At 64.0% G+C, this 16,422-nt stretch carries 15 protein-coding genes; 11 read left to right on the forward strand and 4 right to left on the reverse strand.

Features of this window, described 5'->3' with window-relative positions; translation table 11 throughout:
- The first annotated feature begins 32 nt into the window (after positions 1–32).
- Positions 33–602, forward strand: coding sequence for a GNAT family N-acetyltransferase (locus IFT75_RS15550; RefSeq protein ID WP_192055554.1), 570 nt, complete (start codon positions 33–35; stop codon positions 600–602).
- A gap of 206 nt (positions 603–808) precedes the next feature.
- On the opposite strand, the gene IFT75_RS15555 is transcribed toward IFT75_RS15550, so the two are convergent.
- Positions 809–1,693, reverse strand: coding sequence for a LysR family transcriptional regulator (locus tag IFT75_RS15555; RefSeq protein ID WP_192055556.1), 885 nt, complete (start codon positions 1,691–1,693; stop codon positions 809–811).
- Positions 1,694–2,323: 630 nt separating this feature from the next.
- On the opposite strand from IFT75_RS15555, the gene egtB reads away from it, so the two are divergent.
- Together egtB and ligD are read left to right on the forward strand one after the other, a co-directional pair.
- The gene (gene egtB, locus IFT75_RS15560) at positions 2,324–4,471 is read left to right on the forward strand and encodes an ergothioneine biosynthesis protein EgtB (protein ID WP_192055557.1); all 2,148 of its coding nucleotides are present in this window, start codon (positions 2,324–2,326) and stop codon (positions 4,469–4,471) included.
- A 33-nt stretch (positions 4,472–4,504) separates the two neighbouring features.
- Positions 4,505–7,093: a DNA ligase D gene (gene ligD / locus IFT75_RS15565; RefSeq protein ID WP_192055559.1), complete on the forward strand. Its 2,589-nt coding sequence runs from the start codon at positions 4,505–4,507 to the stop codon at positions 7,091–7,093.
- A 28-nt stretch (positions 7,094–7,121) separates the two neighbouring features.
- On the opposite strand, the gene uraH is transcribed toward ligD, so the two are convergent.
- The gene (gene uraH / locus IFT75_RS15570; protein ID WP_122477396.1) at positions 7,122–7,475 is read right to left on the reverse strand and encodes a hydroxyisourate hydrolase; all 354 of its coding nucleotides are present in this window, start codon (positions 7,473–7,475) and stop codon (positions 7,122–7,124) included.
- Between the two features lie 328 nt (positions 7,476–7,803).
- Between uraH and puuE the strand changes: the two genes are divergently transcribed.
- The 4 genes from puuE to IFT75_RS15590 all read left to right on the forward strand — a co-directional run bounded on the left by puuE (position 7,804) and on the right by IFT75_RS15590 (position 10,887).
- Positions 7,804–8,733 carry an allantoinase PuuE gene (gene puuE / locus IFT75_RS15575; RefSeq protein ID WP_192055561.1) on the forward strand — a complete coding sequence of 310 codons (930 nt, stop codon included), beginning with the start codon at positions 7,804–7,806 and terminating at the stop codon, positions 8,731–8,733.
- Positions 8,730–9,245: a 2-oxo-4-hydroxy-4-carboxy-5-ureidoimidazoline decarboxylase gene (gene uraD / locus IFT75_RS15580; protein ID WP_192055563.1), complete on the forward strand. Its 516-nt coding sequence runs from the start codon at positions 8,730–8,732 to the stop codon at positions 9,243–9,245. The genes puuE and uraD overlap by 4 nt, the downstream gene beginning before the upstream one ends.
- A 69-nt stretch (positions 9,246–9,314) precedes the next feature.
- The gene (alc, locus tag IFT75_RS15585; protein WP_122477391.1) at positions 9,315–10,310 is read left to right on the forward strand and encodes an allantoicase; all 996 of its coding nucleotides are present in this window, start codon (positions 9,315–9,317) and stop codon (positions 10,308–10,310) included.
- Positions 10,311–10,383: 73 nt separating this feature from the next.
- The gene (locus IFT75_RS15590; RefSeq protein WP_185793049.1) at positions 10,384–10,887 is read left to right on the forward strand and encodes an ureidoglycolate lyase; all 504 of its coding nucleotides are present in this window, start codon (positions 10,384–10,386) and stop codon (positions 10,885–10,887) included.
- Between the two features lie 110 nt (positions 10,888–10,997).
- Here the strand turns inward: IFT75_RS15590 and IFT75_RS15595 are convergent, their stop codons facing one another.
- Complete coding sequence (locus tag IFT75_RS15595; RefSeq protein WP_185793048.1) at positions 10,998–12,194, reverse strand: aminotransferase-like domain-containing protein; 1,197 nt, start codon at positions 12,192–12,194, stop codon at positions 10,998–11,000.
- Positions 12,195–12,476: 282 nt separating this feature from the next.
- Here IFT75_RS15595 and IFT75_RS15600 point away from each other — a divergent pair, with 282 nt between their 5' ends.
- From IFT75_RS15600 to IFT75_RS15615, 4 genes are read left to right on the forward strand one after another with little or no spacing between them, the layout of a single operon-like run.
- Positions 12,477–13,088 carry a paraquat-inducible protein A gene (locus IFT75_RS15600; RefSeq protein ID WP_185794136.1) on the forward strand — a complete coding sequence of 204 codons (612 nt, stop codon included), beginning with the start codon at positions 12,477–12,479 and terminating at the stop codon, positions 13,086–13,088.
- The gene (locus tag IFT75_RS15605) at positions 13,085–13,699 is read left to right on the forward strand and encodes a paraquat-inducible protein A (protein ID WP_122477384.1); all 615 of its coding nucleotides are present in this window, start codon (positions 13,085–13,087) and stop codon (positions 13,697–13,699) included. The genes IFT75_RS15600 and IFT75_RS15605 overlap by 4 nt, the downstream gene beginning before the upstream one ends.
- On the forward strand, positions 13,692–15,374 hold the full coding sequence (locus tag IFT75_RS15610) for a PqiB family protein (RefSeq protein WP_122477383.1): 1,683 nt from the start codon (positions 13,692–13,694) through the stop codon (positions 15,372–15,374). Before IFT75_RS15605 ends, IFT75_RS15610 begins: the two co-directional genes overlap by 8 nt.
- On the forward strand, positions 15,371–15,973 hold the full coding sequence (locus IFT75_RS15615; protein WP_192055564.1) for a PqiC family protein: 603 nt from the start codon (positions 15,371–15,373) through the stop codon (positions 15,971–15,973). Before IFT75_RS15610 ends, IFT75_RS15615 begins: the two co-directional genes overlap by 4 nt.
- Here the strand turns inward: IFT75_RS15615 and IFT75_RS15620 are convergent.
- Positions 15,966–16,382 (reverse strand): response regulator, encoded by a 417-nt coding sequence (locus tag IFT75_RS15620; RefSeq protein WP_122477379.1) that lies wholly within the window; start codon positions 16,380–16,382, stop codon positions 15,966–15,968. The genes IFT75_RS15615 and IFT75_RS15620 overlap by 8 nt on opposite strands.
- Positions 16,383–16,422 lie beyond the last annotated feature (40 nt).

The following is a 16,422-nucleotide window of genomic DNA, read 5'->3' on the forward strand; positions in this document are numbered from 1 at the left end:
GTGGGCCGATCCCGATCCGCAGCGAGCGCCCCATGATCACCATCCGCCCCATGACCCCCTCCGATTTCGAACGTTTCTGGCCCACCTTCAACGCGGTGGTCCAGGGTCAGCAGACCTACGCCTACGATCCGGCCATGACCCGCGAAGCCGCCGAGCACACCTGGCTGCAACTGCCCCTGCATACCTTCGTGGCCGAGGATGAACAAGGCCAGCTGTTGGGCAGCTACTACCTCAAGGCCAACGCCGCAGGCCCCGGCAATCATGTGTGCAACTGCGGCTACATGGTCACCGAGGCGGCGCGAGGCCGTGGTGTGGCGCGAATGATGTGCGAGCACTCGCAGCAAGTGGCCCGCGACAGTGGTTTCCTGGCCATGCAGTTCAACTCGGTGGTAGCCAGTAACGAAGTGGCAGTGGCCCTGTGGCACAAGCTGGGGTTCGAAACCGTCGGGCGCCTGCCGCGGGCTTATCGGCATGCGCAACAGGGGCTGGTGGATTGCCTGGTGATGTACAAGTGGCTGGCCGAGGAATCTACGCCGCCGACCCGGTTGATCGGTCGCAAGAACATCGAGTCGGTGGTGTCGCGGCCGCGGCGCACGCGCTGAACCGTTACCGGCATCACGGAAGTCGATGATGGCTATCGAAAAACGGAATTTTTCTTCAGGGCGCGGGATCAGCAATATAGGTCCCCTTACCACGCCAAGGATTTCGTCCCGATGAATATCAACCTGACTCTGTGCTGCATGATCGTCGTTTCATTCGGTATCGCGTTGAGCCACGTCTGATTCTGCGCACAGGTGCAACGCGGGCCTCAGAGATTGCCCAGATGCTCGCGCAGGAACTCGATCAACACCTGCACCGGCCGCGATGTCTGTCGATGCTGCGGATACACCGCCGACAACGCTAGCGGCTCGGTTACGAAGTCATCGAGTACGGTCTGCAATTGTCCTGATGTGATTGCCTGCTGGACGATGAACCGAGGCAGGTAGGCGATCCCCATGCCGGCCACGGCAGCCTCGCAGAGCAGTTCGCCGTTGTTGGCACGCAGACGCCCGCCCACGCCGATTACCAACGGTTTGCCGTCCACCTGGAAACGCCACTGTACCTGCCGCGCGTGACCGTAGGGCAAGCAGTCGTGGGCCGCCAGGTCTTGCGGGGTCGCCGGGATGCCGCGCTCAGCAAGATAGCCAGGGCTGGCACAGTAGACGCGTGCGATGGAGGCAATGCGCCGCGCGATCAACGATGAGTCTTCCAGCATGCCGATGCGCAGGGCGAGGTCGTAGCCCTCGCCGAGCAGGTCGACCGGGCGGTCGCTGAGGTCCATTTCGACCTGCACCTGGGGGTAGCGCTGGAGGAATCGTGGCATCAGGGCGCTGAGTTGCGCCATGGCGAACGACAGCGGCGCACTCACGCGCAAGACACCACGGGGTTCGGCAGCCTGCCCGGCTATGCCCTGCTCGACCTGTTCCACTTCCGCCAGCAGGCGCACGGCCGAGTCGTAGTAGCTCTGGCCCAGGGCGGTCACGTCGAGGCGTCGGGTGGAGCGATTGAGCAAGCGCGCGCCGAGACGGTTTTCCAGCTGCATCAAGCGCCGACTGATGTACTGCTTGGAAATCCCCAACTGCTCGGCAGCGGCGGTGAAGCTGCGTGATTCCAGCACCTGAACGAAAAGCCGCATGTCTTCGAAAGCGTTCATCGTCACTCCTTGGTTGACAATGCATTGTGGAACAGCCTTCCGGCCTGAACAACCGCAGTGCCCCCGGACGCGGCTCGCGCCGCTGCTACAGAGATCGCAAGCTGCATCCGGGAACACCGCACAGAGCCGGTCCGAGCATCTGTAGCAGCGGCGCAAGCCGCGTCGACAGGCGCCGCACAGAGCCGGTCCGAGCATCTGTAGCAGCGGCGCGAGCCGCGTCGACAAGCGCCGCACAGAGCCGGTCCGAGCATCTGTAGCAGCGGCGCGAGCCGCGTCGGCAGGCGCCGCACATAGCCGGCCCGAGCATCTGTAGCAGCGGCGCGAGCCGCGTCGGCAGGCGCCGCACAGAGCCGGTCCGAGCACCTGTAGCAGCGGCGCGAGCCGCGTCGACAAGCGCCACACAGAGCCGGTCCGAGCACCTGTAGCAGCGGCGCGAGCCGCGTCGACAGGCGCCGCAATGCGTCAGGCAAAGGGTTTTCGATAAGCGGGCGAACCTGCCGGGGGTTGCACAGTCACACCCTTTAGCCCGTCGTTGAAGCTCAACGGCGCTCGTGCGGAAAGCGATAGAAAAGCGCTCCCGCGCCCGTTTCCCATCGTCGCCATCGACGGAGCCGTCGGAGCAGCCTCTTGATGAATAGTCTTTCCCAGCACGCCGTGCCCGTCATCCCCCTGCACGACCTGCTGCAACGCTTCAACCAGGTGCGTCGCCACAGCGAACACCTGGCCAGCCCGCTCAGCGCCGAAGACATGGGCGCACAATCAATGCCCGACGCGAGTCCGGCCAAATGGCACCTGGCGCATACCACCTGGTTTTTCGAAACGTTTCTGCTGGCCGAGCAACTGCCGCACTACACGCCCTTCGATCCCGATTTCTGCTACCTCTTCAACTCCTACTACGAAGCCGTCGGACCGCGCCAGCCGCGTCCACAACGTGGCCTGATGACCCGTCCGGGGCTCGACCGGGTACGCGCCTACCGCGCCCATGTCGACCAGCACATGCAAGACCTGTTGAGCGGCGACCTTGCGCCTGAAGTTTACGCGCTGATCGAGCTGGGCCTGTCCCACGAGCAACAGCACCAGGAACTGTTGCTGATGGACATCCTGCATCTGTTCAGTCTGTCGGCGCTCAAACCGGCCTACGACCCGGCATGGCCCGTCGACGCAAGCGGCCAGCGTGGTCGGTTCATCGGCCATGCCGGCGGATTGGTGGAGATCGGTCACGCCGGCGACGGCTTCGCCTTCGACAATGAGGGCCCGCGGCACAAGGTGTTCGCCCAAGCATTCGAGATCGCCGATCGCCTGGTCACCAACGGTGAGTGGCTGGAATTCGTCGAAGCCGGCGGCTACACCCAGGCAGGGCTGTGGCTGGCCGACGGCTGGGCGACAGTGCAGGGCGAAGGCTGGCATGCGCCGTTCTACTGGCAGCAGGACAACGCCGGCAACTGGCTGGAGATGGGCCTGCGCGGACTGCAACCCCTGCAGCTCGACGCCCCTGTGGTGCACATCAGCTACTACGAGGCGGCAGCCTTCGCCCAATGGGCCGGCGCGCGCCTGCCCACCGAAGCGGAATGGGAAATTGCCGCTGGCACCGGGCAGCTGCAACAGCTCGACGATGTGGCCTGGCAATGGACGCAGAGCGCCTACAGCGCCTACCCTGGTTTTCAGCCAGCGGTCAGCGCAGTGGGTGAATACAACGGCAAGTTCATGATCAACCAGATGGTGCTGCGCGGTGGCGCCAGCATCACCCCGGTCGGCCATACGCGGCCCACCTACCGCAACTTTTTCGGGCCTGCCTGCCGCTGGATGTTCTCGGGCCTGCGCCTGGCCCGCGACGTGACGCCGTACAGCGCCCGCAACGATGGCAGCGACGAGTTCGCTAGCGATGCAGTGACCGGGCTGTCAGCCCCACAGAAGTCGATTTCACCCAAGTATTTCTACGATACCCAAGGTTCGCAGCTGTTCGAAGCCATCTGCACCTTGCCCGAGTACTATCCAACGCGTGCGGAAACTGCCCTGCTGACCGAAATCGCGCCGCAGCTCGCTGCGCTGATCGCCGAAGATGCAGCGCTGGTCGAATTCGGCGCCGGTGCCTGCGACAAGGTACGTCTGTTGCTGGATGCCGTGCCGCAGGTCGGCCTGTACGTACCGATCGATATCTGCAGCAACGCGCTGGAACGGGCCGGCGCCCAGCTGCGCCAGCGCTACCCTACCCTGCGCATTGCCCCGCTGGTCGATGATTTCACCCGTGCCCTGCACCTGCCGGAGGAAACCCGTGGCCACCCGCGCGTGGGCTTCTTCCCGGGTTCTACGCTGGGCAACTTCACCCGCCCGCAAGCCGTGCGTTTTCTGCGTTCGGCCCGCGAGCTGCTGGGGCCCGACGCGCGTTTCATCATCGGGGTCGACATGGTCAAGGACATCGCCACCCTGCAGGCTGCCTATGATGACGCCGCCGGGGTCACGGCACGCTTCAATAAAAACCTGCTGACCCGAATGAATCGCGAGCTCGACGCCGACTTCGACGAACAGGCCTTCGACCATCTGGCGGTATGGAACCCCGGCCACGAACGGATCGAAATGCACCTGGTCAGCCGCAAGGCACAACAGGTTCGTGTGGCGGGACGCACGTTCGCCTTCAAGGCGGGCGAACGGCTGCACACCGAAAACTCGCACAAGTTCACCGTGCAATCCTTTACCGAACTGGCTGCCGCGGCCGGCTGGGAAGTCAGCGACCAATGGGTCGGTGAGTCGCCGCAGGTGGCGCTGTTCTGTCTGCGCTGATCCTGCTGCAGCGCATCATGAGTGAGGAACGCCATGAGCAAGGCATTGGAGGAGTACAACCGCAAGCGTGACTTCGATGCCACCCCGGAGCCTTCGGGCGGCGCACGCAGCGGCAAGCGCGGCAAGGCCGCGCAGGCCCTGCAGTTCTGCATCCAGAAGCACGACGCCAGCCACTTGCATTATGACTTTCGCCTGGAACTCGATGGCACCCTGAAAAGCTGGGCGGTGCCCAAGGGTCCATCGCTGGACCCGAAGGCTCGACGCCTGGCGGTTCATGTCGAAGACCACCCGCTGGATTACGCCAGCTTCGAAGGCAACATTCCCGAGGGGCACTACGGTGCCGGCGACGTGATCGTCTGGGACCGCGGCACTTGGATCCCCGAGGGCGACCCTCGCCAAGGCTATGAAAAGGGCAAGCTCAAGTTCGTGCTGCAGGGCGAGAAACTGGCTGGCGCGTGGAACCTGGTCAAGACCCACATGCCTGGCAAGCGTGAGCAGTGGTTCCTGATAAAGTCCAAGGACGAGGCCGCGCGTCCCTTGGCCGAATACGATGTGCTGGAGGCCCAGCCCGACAGCGTCCTCAGCGAGCGCACCCTCGTCCCGCGCAAGCGCAAAAGCAAAGTATCGACCAAGACGTCCGACAAATCCGTGGCCAAGCCGGCAGCCAAACCCCGGGCCACTGGCAAAGGTGTGCAGCTGCAAGGCGCACGCGCCGCTGCGCTGCCGGCCAGCCTCAAGCCCGAGCTAGCGACCTTGGTGGACACCGCCCCGGACGGTGACTGGCGCTACGAGATCAAGTTCGACGGTTACCGTATCGTTGCGCGCATCGAAGACGCCGAGGTCAGCCTGTTCACGCGCAACGGCCACGACTGGACCGCCAGGATGCCGCGCCAGGCCAGGGCACTTGCGGCCCTGGGCTTGCAGTCGGCCTGGCTGGACGGTGAAGTGGTCGTGACCAACGAACAAGGCGTGCCGGATTTCCAGGCTCTGCAGAATGCCTTCGAAGAGCAACACAGCGGCGACATCGTCTTCTACCTGTTCGACATGCCTTACCTCAACGGCATGGACCTGCGCGAAGTGCCTGTCGAGCAGCGCCGCAGTGCCTTGGCGAAGGTACTGGAAGCCAACGAGGACGATGCCCTGAAATTCTCCGACGACTTTGCCGACTCGGCCGAATCCCTGCTCGCCAGCGCGTGCCAGATGAACATGGAGGGGCTGATCGGCAAGCGTGTCGGCAGCCCTTATGTCTCGCGGCGCAGCAGTGACTGGATCAAGCTCAAGTGCAAGCGGCGCCAGGAGTTCGTCATCGTCGGTTACACCGAGCCCAAGGGCAGCCGCAGCGCATTCGGCGCCTTGCTGCTGGGCCTGCATGACGCCGACAGCGGCGAGTTGCGCTTTGCCGGCAAGGTCGGCACCGGCTTCAGTGAAGCCACCCTGCGAAGCCTGCACGCGCAGCTGCAGTCGCTGGAAACCGACGAGCCGGCGCTCGGCAACCCGCCCAAGGGCGCCGACGCGCGTGGCGTGCACTGGTTGCAGCCAACGCTTCTGGCGGAAGTGGCGTATGCCGAAATGACCCGTGACGGTGCCGTTCGCCATGCGGTTTTCCATGGTTTGCGCAGCGACAAGCCCGCCAGGAAGATCACTGCGGACAAGCCGGCTGCGAAAGCCAGCGATCCCTCTCGACTCGTGAAGCCGAAAAAGACACCTCGCAAGGCGGCTACCAAGGCAGACGACGCAGACCTGGTCGGTCAGGTGCGCATCACCCACCCGGAACGGGTGATCGATGCCGCCAGCGGTACCACCAAAATGCAACTGGCCGAATACTACGGGCGAATTTCACCCTGGTTGCTGCCGCACCTCAAGCAGCGTCCGGTGGCGCTGGTACGAGCGCCCGACGGGGTGGGCGGCGAACTGTTCTTCCAGAAGCACGCAGGCCACCTGGCGATCCCGCACATCGTCACCTTCGACAAGGAAGAGGCAGGCCAGGCCGCCATGGTCATCAACGACGGCCAGGCGCTGCTCGGCGCGGTGCAGATGGGCACGCTGGAGCTGCACACCCGGAACGCGACCAGCAAGGATTTCGAACATCCGGACCGGTTCGTGCTCGACCTGGACCCCGATCCAGCCCTGCCCTGGAAAAGCATGGTCGAAGCCACCCAATTGACCCAGACCCTGCTCGACGAACTGGGCCTCGCATCGTTTCTCAAGACCAGCGGCGGCAAAGGCATGCACGTGGTGGTGCCGATCACCCGCAAGCTGGGTTGGAACGAGGTCAAGGCGTTCAGCCGCGCCGTGGTCGAGCACATGGCCAGGCTGATGCCGGAGCGCTTCAGCGCCGTGTCCGGCCCGAAAAATCGTGTCGGAAAGATCTTCATCGACTACCTGCGCAATGGCCTCGGCGCGACCACGGCCTGCGCCTACGCCGCACGGGCGCGTGACGGCTTGCCGGTTTCCGTGCCGGTCACCCGTGACGAGGTGGCACAGATCAAGGGTGGCGACCATTGGAACATCGACAGCGTGCTCGAACGCCTGGCAGAGATGGATGACGATCCGTGGGCGGATTTTTTCACCACCCGCCAGAGCATCACCGTTGCGATGCGCAAGAAGCTCGGGCTCGAGTGAGCGCACGCTCACCCGGCAGCAACGCCGCTCAGCTGCCGCGGTAGGTGGAGTAGCTGTAGGGTGAAAGCAGCAGGGGCACATGGTAGTGCGCCTGGGTGGCGTCGATGCCGAAGCGCAGCACGATCTCGTCGAGAAAAGCCGGCGCAGCCATGAGCGTGCCACGGGCACGGTAGTAGTCGCCGCCGGCAAAATGCAGCTGATAGACGCCCGAACGGTAGTGCTCGCCTTCGAGCAACGGCACGTCGCAACGCCCGTCGGCATTGGTCACGGCCGTTGCCAGCAGCTGCAGCTGCTCGCCCTCGACCCGGTACAGGCGCACTTGGATGGCGTTACCAGGGCACCCATGTGCGGTGTCCAATACATGTGTGGTCAAGCGTCCCATGGTCGATGTTCACCTGATGAAGGGGTGCGTTCAACGCGCACCGTGGAAGAGCGGGAACGGACTATTCGCGCCGAAACGGGGCATGGCGCGTGGCACGTTGCAAAGGAGCCGAACCAAAAATGCCGGAAGATCCTTATTGCTGACCGACCGGGCAGGTTTTTTGCAAGACTCTGGGCAAGTGCTTCTGCAAGGATGAAGCCATCTACCCGCCAGTGACGCGAGCTTACAAATTGCCCATGCCGATGTATACAATCCATTCGAGCGCGAAGCGGGCCCTTCCCGGGTGCGTCGTCGAGCCCGTTCTGCCACGCACAGAAGGAAGCCTGCGGTGAGCCCCGACTACCCCCGCGACCTGATCGGCTACGGTGACACGCCCCCTCATCCGCAGTGGCCGGGCCACGCCCGCCTTGCAGTGTCGTTCGTGCTCAACTATGAAGAAGGCGGCGAACGCAACGTGCTGCATGGCGACAGCGAGTCCGAGGCGTTCCTGTCGGAAATGGTCGCGGCTCAGCCGTTGCAGGGCCAGCGCAACATGAGCATGGAATCGCTCTATGAGTACGGCAGCCGCGCCGGCGTGTGGCGCGTGCTCAAGCTGTTTCGCAACGCCGGCATTCCCTTGACGGTCTTTGCCGTGGCCATGGCCGCGCAGCGCCACCCCGAGGCCATCCGCGCCATGGTTGCCGATGGCCATGAAATCTGCAGCCACGGCTATCGCTGGATCGACTACCAGAACATCGATGAAGCGCAGGAGCGCGAGCACCTGCGCGAAGCCATTCGCATCCTCACCGATATCACTGGCCAGCGACCGCTGGGCTGGTACACCGGTCGCACCGGCCCCAATACCCGGCGCCTGGTCATGGAAGAAGGCGGTTTTCTCTACGACAGCGACGCCTACGACGACGACCTGCCCTACTGGCAACCGGGCAGCGATGCGCGCCATGGGCATCTGGTGATCCCCTATACGCTGGACACCAATGACATGCGTTTCACCCAGGTGCAGGGTTTCAACAAGGGCGACGACTTCTTCGAGTACCTCAAGGACGCCTTCGACGTGCTGTATGCCGAAGGCGCGGACGCGCCGAAGATGCTCTCGGTAGGCCTGCATTGCCGCCTGATCGGCCGCCCCGGACGCCTCGCATCGCTCAAGCGCTTCATTGACTATGTCCAGAGCCATGAGCAGGTGTGGTGCGCACGGCGCGTGGACATCGCCCGGCACTGGCAGACCGTTCACCCCTACCCAGGCAGCCTTCGCCCATGAGTCACTTCCGTACCCTGCAACCCTCACGGCTGAACCGCGCCGGTTTCATCTCCGCGTTCGGTGATATCTACGAGCACTCGCCCTGGGTCGCCGAGCAGGCTTTCGAGCGCCTGCCGGTGGACAGTCGCGACGACATCGAGGCAGTGCATGCCTGCATGAGCCAGGTGGTGGCCGACGCCGACCGTGCCAGGTTGATGGCATTGATCAATGCGCACCCCGATCTGGCCGGCAAGGCTGCGGTGCAGGGCCAGCTTACCGCCGCCAGCACCCAGGAGCAGGCCGGTGCCGGCATCAGCCAATGTACCCCCGAGGAGTTTCAGCGCTTCACCGAGCTCAACGATGCATACCGCGCCCGCTTCGGCTTCCCGTTCATCATGGCGGTCAAGGGCAGCGACCGGCAGCAGATCCTGGCGGCGTTCGAGACGCGTATCGGCCACTCTCCCGAAGACGAATTCAGCTGTGCATTGCGCGAAATCGACAAGATCTCCCTGTTTCGCCTGCAAGCGCTGTAACCGCTGCAGCCATGCCATCGCGCCCGCCGCGATTTTCCTGTCACCACCGTTCAAGGCAGACCCGCATTCATGAAAGCCTACGCCGCACCGTTCCAGAAATACGTCAACCTGGCGGATGCCCGCCTCGGTACCCGCGCCATTTCGGTGACCGATGATTGGTTCGCCGACGTCAACCGGTTGTTCCAGCCCACCCCGGCGGTGTGGAAGGAAGGCGTGTTCGACGACAACGGCAAATGGATGGATGGCTGGGAATCGCGGCGCAAGCGCTTCGAAGGCCATGACACGGCGGTGATCCGCCTGGGCGCGCCGGGCTCGATCAAGGGTGTGGACATCGACACCTCGTTCTTCACCGGCAACTTCCCTCCCTCGGCGTCGCTGGAAGCGTGCTTCATCAGCGAAGGCGAGCCCGATGACCAGACGCAGTGGGTCGAGATCCTCGGCGCGGTGGAACTGCAGGGCAACAGCCATCACTACCACAGCATCGACAACGACAGCGCGTTCAGCCATCTGCGCTTCAACATCTACCCGGACGGCGGCGTCGCACGCCTGCGCGTATACGGCATCCCCTTTCGCAGTTGGTCGAGCGTCAGCGACGAAGAGCCGCTGGACCTTGCCAGCGCGCTCAACGGTGGACGCGCGCTGGCCTGTTCGGACGAGCACTACGGCAGCATGAGCAACCTGCTCAATCCCGGCCGCGGGGTCAACATGGGTGACGGCTGGGAAACCGCACGCCGACGCACGCCGGGCAATGACTGGGTCATCGTGGCCCTGGGTCACGCCGGGGTGGTGACGCAGGTGGTGGTCGACACCTTGCACTTCAAAGGCAACTACCCCGACAGTTGCTCGATCCAGGGCGCATTCGTCAAAGGTGGCACCGACAGCCAGATCGAGACCCAGAGCCTGTTCTGGCGCGAGCTGCTGCCCAGCCAGAAACTACAGATGCACCAGGAACACAGCTTCGCCGAACAGATCAAGGCGCTGGGGCCGATCACCCATATCCGCCTGAACGTGTTCCCCGATGGGGGCGTGAGCCGCCTGCGCGTACTGGGTACCCTGGCCAGGTAGCCGGCTCGGCATCCGCTCGGCTGCCCAGGTGGATCGACCACCCAGGCAGCGTTAATCAACGACGAGGCCCTTCATGCGTACATTGACCATCGAACCCCTGAGCAAAGCCGCATTCGCCCCTTTCGGCGACGTCATCGAAACCCAGGGCAGCGCGCACTTCCTGATCAACAACGGCTCCACGCAACGCTTCGATCGCCTGGCCGACGTGCAGCTTGGCACTGCGCAGGATCAGGCCGTGATCAGCATCTTTCGCGCCCAGGCCCTGCCGATGCCGCTGACCGTGCGCATGCTGGAACGCCACCCGCTGGGCAGCCAGGCGTTCATCCCGTTGCAGGGCAAGGCGTTCCTCATCGTCGTGGCCCCGGCCGGTGAGGTGCCGCACAGTGAAGCAGTGCGAGCTTTTCGTAGCGACGGGCATCAGGGCATCAACTACCATCAGGGCGTCTGGCACCACCCGATATTGGCCTTGGCCGATGGCGATGACTTCCTAGTGGTGGACCGTAAAGGCCCTGGCAATAACTGCGACGAGTTCTTCTTCGAGGAGCGCGATTCATTGTCCCTGGATCCCTTACGGTAATTCTTGCCACGCATGGCTCGGCATGTCTGTAGCAGCGGCGCGAGCCGCGTCCGGCGTCTACGTGTTGTTTCAGATAGACCACAGCGCCGGTGACGCGGCTTGCGCCGCTGCTACAGGAAGGCGCGGCGCAGGCGCTCGAGGCCTTCGTCGATGTCGGCAAGCCCCGGCGCGGCGAACGACAGGCGAATGCTGCTTGGGTCGGGGTCGTGGGCATAGAACGCGCTGCCCGGCACGAACAGCACCTTCTGCTCGATCGCGCGCGGCAGCAGCGCCTTGGCGTCCAGCCCGTGGCGGCAGCGACCCCAGACGAACATTCCCCCAGCAGGCGGGCTGACCTCCAGGTATTCGGCCATCGGCTGCAGCCCTGCCAGCATCCGCTCGCATTTCTTCCGGTAGCCCTCGGCCAGGCCCGGCAAAGCCCGCTCCAATGCCCCCGCCGCAAGGTAGTTGGCCGCGATTCGCTGCGCCCAGGGCGAGGTGCAGAGGTCCACGGTCTGCTTGGCCACCAGGCAGCGCTGGCGGATCGCCGCAGGTGCTACCATCCAGCCCACCCGCAGCCCTGGCGCGAGCACCTTGGACAGACTGGACAGATGGATCACCCGGCCCTCGGCGCCTTCGACCTGGCGACTCAATGCCAGCAGCGACGGCACGTCCTCACCGGCGAAACGCAACGCACCGTAGGGATCGTCTTCGACCAGCAGAAAATCATGCGCGACCGCCAACTTCAATAGCGCCAGGCGTCGCGCCAACGGCAGGCAGGCGCCGGTAGGGTTGGCGAAGGTCGGTACGCAATACAGCATGGCCACATCGCCGGGCGTACGCTGGGCCAGTTGTTGCGCCAACGCGTCGGTGTCAAGGCCGTCGGCATCGGTCGCCGCGCTGAGCACCTGCGCCCCGGCCAGGCGCAACGCCTGCAGCGCTGCTGGATAGGTCGGGCATTCCACCAGCACCGTGGCGCCGGGTACCAGCAGCACCTTGAGCAACAAGTCGAAGCCTTGCTGCGAGCCGGTCGTCACCACCATGTCCTCGGTCTTCACCGCGGCGCCGCGGCGCTGCATCAGCTCCGCCAACTGTTCAAGCAGAGCGGGCAGGCCTTCGGTGGCGGCGTATTGCAGGCAGTCCAGGGGCGTTTCGCGCATGGCCTGCTCTGCGGCGTCACGCAGGCCGGACTGGTCGAAGAACGTCGAGGCCGGATAGCCGCCGGCGAAGGAAATCATGCCCGGCAGCGACAGGTACTTGAACAGCTCGCGTATGGCCGAGCCCGTGGGGTTTTCGAAGGCTGGGGTGAAACGGTAGTCCAGGGCCATGACAATGCTCGACGACGGGTGTGCCGAAAGTATCGAGGCGGGCGAATACTCGTCACAAGCGAGGATATTTCCAGATGTCATGCCATTTGGTGCTGACAACGCGCAGGCGAGAAAAACACGGCTCGCCCCTGGTCCGCCGCGCATGGCTATCGCCAGACGGAACGCACACCACTATCATGACTCAGATACTCATGGCACCGCGCCACTGGACTAGACATGTCGCGTCGAATCTGGGGAAATGCGCGCCCTCGTCCGCAGGCCTTCACCCATGCCCATTGTCGAATGAATACGTCTTCGCGCCGCATCATCTGTGAACACTGCGATTCGCTGTTCGAATCGGTGACGCTGGCCCATGGCCAAAAAGCCGAATGCACGCGCTGTGGCGCGGTGCTCGAACGTGGCCATCGCCTGAGCATCCAGGCGCTGTTCGCCCTCGCCTTGACTGCAGCCATGCTGTTCATGCTGGCCAATGCCTTCCCGGTGATCAGCATCAGCATGGAAGGCCTGAGCAACCAGGCCACCCTGCTCGCTTCGGTCGAGGCGTTGGCCCAAGGGCGCATCACGCCCATGGCCGCCGTCACCGGGCTGACCATCATCCTCGCCCCGCTGTTGCAGATCTGTCTGCTGTGCTGGTTGCTCGGGTTCGCCACTGCAGGGCGCGCTGCGCCCGGCTTTCGCACCTGCATGCGAGCTCTGGAACACCTGCGCCCATGGAGCATGCTCGAAGTCTGCCTGTTGGGCATTCTGGTCGCCATCATCAAGCTGGCCGGCATGCTCGACGTGCATCCTGGCGTCGGCCTGTGGGCGCTGGGCATGGTCACGGTGCTGCTGATCCTGATTTCGGGCAAGGGCATCCGCCGGCTCTGGGATGACCTGGAAGGACAGCTGCGATGAGCGAGCCGGTCTACGCCCGACAACTGGGCCTGGTGCTGTGCCACACCTGTGGGCATATCTGCCAGACAGGTGAACATCACTGCCCGCGCTGCCACTCCACAGTCCACGCACGCAAGCCCGACAGCATTGCCCGTACCTGGGCGCTGCTGATCGCGGCCCTGATCCTGTACATCCCCGCCAACCTGCTGCCGGTGATGCGCACCAACATGTTCGGCAATGCCAGCGAAAACACCATCATGAGTGGTGTCATCGAGTTCTGGCACGGCGGCTCGTGGGACATCGCCGTGCTGATCTTCTTCGCCAGCGTGGTGGTGCCCTGCATGAAGTTCATGATCCTGGGCACGCTGCTGATAACCTGTCAGCGCAAGAGCCACTGGGCCATGCGCGAGCGGGCCCGGCTGTATCGCTTCATCGAGTTGATCGGCTATTGGTCGATGCTCGACGTGCTGGTGGTGGCGCTGGTGGCCGCGCTGGTGCAGTTCCGTTCGCTGAGTTCCATCGACCCACTGCTGGGTATCGTGTTTTTCGGTCTGGTGGTGGTACTCACCATGCTTGCCGCCATGAGTTTCGATCCCCGGCTCATCTGGGATGTAGAGGTTGAAGATGTCTGATCGTCCAGGTTCCACCCCCCCGTCCCCTGCCGCTGCGCCGGCGGTCAAGACGCGTCGTTTCAATGTCTCGCTGGTGTGGATCGTGCCGATCATCGCCGCCGTGGTGGGCGCCTCGATGCTGATCAGCAACGGCCTCAATGCCGGGCCGCAGATCGAGATCAGCTTTCAGACCGCCATGGGCCTGGAGGCCAACAAGACCCAGGTCAAATACAAGAACGTGGTGATCGGCCAGGTGACCGCCATCGCGCTCAGCGACGATCGCAGCCATGTGGTGGCCAAGGTTGACCTGAACAAGTCCGCCGAAGGCTTCACCGCCGAAGATTCGGTGTTCTGGGTGGTGCGCCCGCGCATCGGTGCCAATGGCATTTCCGGCGTCGACACCCTGCTCTCCGGTGCCTTCATCGGCGCCGACGCGGGCAGCGCCGAAGAGCGCAAGAAACAGTTCGTCGGCAAGGAAACACCACCGCCGATCACCTATGGCGAGCAAGGCAAGCGGTTCACCCTGCACACCGAGGACCTGGGTTCGCTGGACATCGGCTCGCCGGTCTACTATCGCCGCATCGAAGTCGGCCAGGTGGTGTCGTACCAACTGGCCGAGGACGGCAAGGGTGTCGACGTGGAGATCTTCGTGCATGCGCCCAACGACAAGTTCGTTACCACCGACACGCGCTTCTGGAACGCCAGCGGCATCGACCTGACCGTGGGTGCCAGCGGCCTGAAGGTGAACACCGAATCGCTGTCGACCATCCTTGCCGGCGGTGTCGCTTTCGTCGAGCCCAAGTACAGCCCCAACGCGACGCCGGCCACCGAACGCTCGCGCTTCGACCTGTTCGGGGATCAGGAAACCGCACTGGCACCGCCCGACGGTGATCCACGTTACATCAGCATGAACTTCAACCAGTCGCTGCGCGGCCTCACGGTCAATGCGCCGGTGGAGTTCATGGGCGTCAACATCGGCCGCGTGGTCTCGGTCAACCTGGACTACGATGCCAAGACCAAGAGTTTTCCCAGCGTGGTCGGCGCGGTGATCTACCCGGATCGCCTGGGCAAGGCGCACGAGAAGCTGCTCAAGCAGATGGGCACCGAGGACGACGAACGTTCGGCCCAGCTGATGTCAGCCTTCGTCAAGCAGGGCCTGCGCGCCCAGGCTCGCAGCGCCAACCTGATCACCGGCCAGTTGTATATCTCGCTGAGCTTCATACCCAATGCCACGCCAGTGGCCTTCGACATGGCCGCTCGCCCGCTGCGCATCCCCACGGTGCCCGGCAGCCTGGACAAGGTTCAGGAACAACTGCAGGGTGTGGTCGACAAGATCAGCAAGCTGCCGCTCGACGAGATCGCCACCAACCTCAATGGCAGCCTGAGCGAGATGCAGAAGACCCTGCGTCAGGTCAATGCCGAGGTGCTGCCGCAGATGCGCGGCACCCTGCAACAGACGCAAAAGACGCTCGCCGCGGCGAATTCGACGTTTGCCGACGACTCGCCGGAGCGCCAGCAGCTGAGCCAGGCCATGGACGAAGTTCAGCGCACCGCGCGCTCGGTGCGCGTACTGACCGACTTCCTCAGCCGCAACCCGGAAGCGCTGATCCGTGGCCGCACCAAACAGGGCGAGCCGGACGCCTTCCGCAGCCCGAGCAATACTTCACGTGAAATCCAACCGGAAGCTCAACCATGATCAAACGCACCCTGATGCTGGCCGCAAGCCTGGGCCTGAGTGCCTGCAGCTCGCCGGTCACCCACTACTACACGTTGCAGGACACCGCGCCGAGCACCCCGGCCCGCCTGGCCGCGCCGTCGTTCCAATTCGAGATGCTGGGCGTGCGGATGCCGGTGCAGGTCGATCAGCCACAACTGGTGGTGCGGCAGAACCAGGGCAACCTCGCCATTCTGGAAAACGATCGTTGGAGCGCGCCGTTGGCCGATGAGTTTCACGATGCCCTGACCGATCGCCTCGAACGCCAGCTGGGCACGCGAGACCTGGCCGGGCTACCCAAGGACGCGCAGCGCCCGGTGCTGTCGTTGCAGACCGACGTGCGGCGCTTCGACTCGCTGCCGGGGCAATATGCACTGGTCGACGTGGTGTGGAGCCTGGGCCTGCGCGGGGGTGCGCAGCCGCGCCGTACCTTGACCTGTGCGAGTCAGATCCGCGAAACGGCGGGAGTGGAATTGAGCAGCCTGGTGGTGGCACACCAGCGCGTGATCGATCAATTGGCGAAGCAGATCGCGACGACTGCTCGCCAATGGGTGCAGGGCAGCGGCGCTTGCCCTAGCTGACAGCGCGCGGCACGGTGGCCAGGGCTTTCTCGACACCGTCGAGCAACTGCCCCAGGGTCCAAGGCTTGCGCACGAAGCTGACAGGAATGGTCACGCCGGAGCTTTCCGGTGTTTCGTGCCCCGACATGATCATGATCGGAATCTCGGGCCAGGTCTGTGCCGAATAGTTGGCCAGGCCTGCGCCGTTCATGCTGCCCGGCATCAGGATGTCCGTCAGCAACAAACCCACTTCGTTGGAATGCTGGTTCAGAAACGCGAGGGCATGATCCGCAGATTCGACACCCTCGGTCTTCCAACCCTCGTCGGTCAGCAGCTCGCAGACGAATTCGCGAATCACGGCTTCGTCTTCCACCACCAGAACCAGGTTCGCTCCCTTGGAAGCGCCGTCGATGCGCGGCGAATCAGTCATTGCCAAATCCTTCTGTGTACTTGAATTGATTGAGGAAAGT

The sequence above is a fragment of the Pseudomonas sp. CFBP 8758 genome (assembly GCF_014841725.1).
GTDB lineage: Bacteria > Pseudomonadota > Gammaproteobacteria > Pseudomonadales > Pseudomonadaceae > Aquipseudomonas > Aquipseudomonas baltica.

What these genes read in the sequence shown, in the direction of transcription:
- uraD (WP_192055563.1), top strand. Translation starts at nt 8,730, where the DNA reads ATGAGTCACTTCCGTACCCTGCAACCCTCACGGCTGAACCGCGCCGGT.
- IFT75_RS15605 (WP_122477384.1), top strand. Translation starts at nt 13,085, where the DNA reads ATGAGCGAGCCGGTCTACGCCCGACAACTGGGCCTGGTGCTGTGCCAC.
- IFT75_RS15595 (WP_185793048.1), bottom strand. Translation starts at nt 12,194, where the DNA reads ATGGCCCTGGACTACCGTTTCACCCCAGCCTTCGAAAACCCCACGGGC.
- IFT75_RS15555 (WP_192055556.1), bottom strand. Translation starts at nt 1,693, where the DNA reads ATGAACGCTTTCGAAGACATGCGGCTTTTCGTTCAGGTGCTGGAATCA.
- IFT75_RS15620 (WP_122477379.1), bottom strand. Translation starts at nt 16,382, where the DNA reads ATGACTGATTCGCCGCGCATCGACGGCGCTTCCAAGGGAGCGAACCTG.
- egtB (WP_192055557.1), top strand. Translation starts at nt 2,324, where the DNA reads ATGAATAGTCTTTCCCAGCACGCCGTGCCCGTCATCCCCCTGCACGAC.
- IFT75_RS15590 (WP_185793049.1), top strand. Translation starts at nt 10,384, where the DNA reads ATGCGTACATTGACCATCGAACCCCTGAGCAAAGCCGCATTCGCCCCT.
- IFT75_RS15615 (WP_192055564.1), top strand. Translation starts at nt 15,371, where the DNA reads ATGATCAAACGCACCCTGATGCTGGCCGCAAGCCTGGGCCTGAGTGCC.
- ligD (WP_192055559.1), top strand. Translation starts at nt 4,505, where the DNA reads ATGAGCAAGGCATTGGAGGAGTACAACCGCAAGCGTGACTTCGATGCC.
- IFT75_RS15550 (WP_192055554.1), top strand. Translation starts at nt 33, where the DNA reads ATGATCACCATCCGCCCCATGACCCCCTCCGATTTCGAACGTTTCTGG.
- IFT75_RS15610 (WP_122477383.1), top strand. Translation starts at nt 13,692, where the DNA reads ATGTCTGATCGTCCAGGTTCCACCCCCCCGTCCCCTGCCGCTGCGCCG.
- uraH (WP_122477396.1), bottom strand. Translation starts at nt 7,475, where the DNA reads ATGGGACGCTTGACCACACATGTATTGGACACCGCACATGGGTGCCCT.
- alc (WP_122477391.1), top strand. Translation starts at nt 9,315, where the DNA reads ATGAAAGCCTACGCCGCACCGTTCCAGAAATACGTCAACCTGGCGGAT.
- IFT75_RS15600 (WP_185794136.1), top strand. Translation starts at nt 12,477, where the DNA reads ATGAATACGTCTTCGCGCCGCATCATCTGTGAACACTGCGATTCGCTG.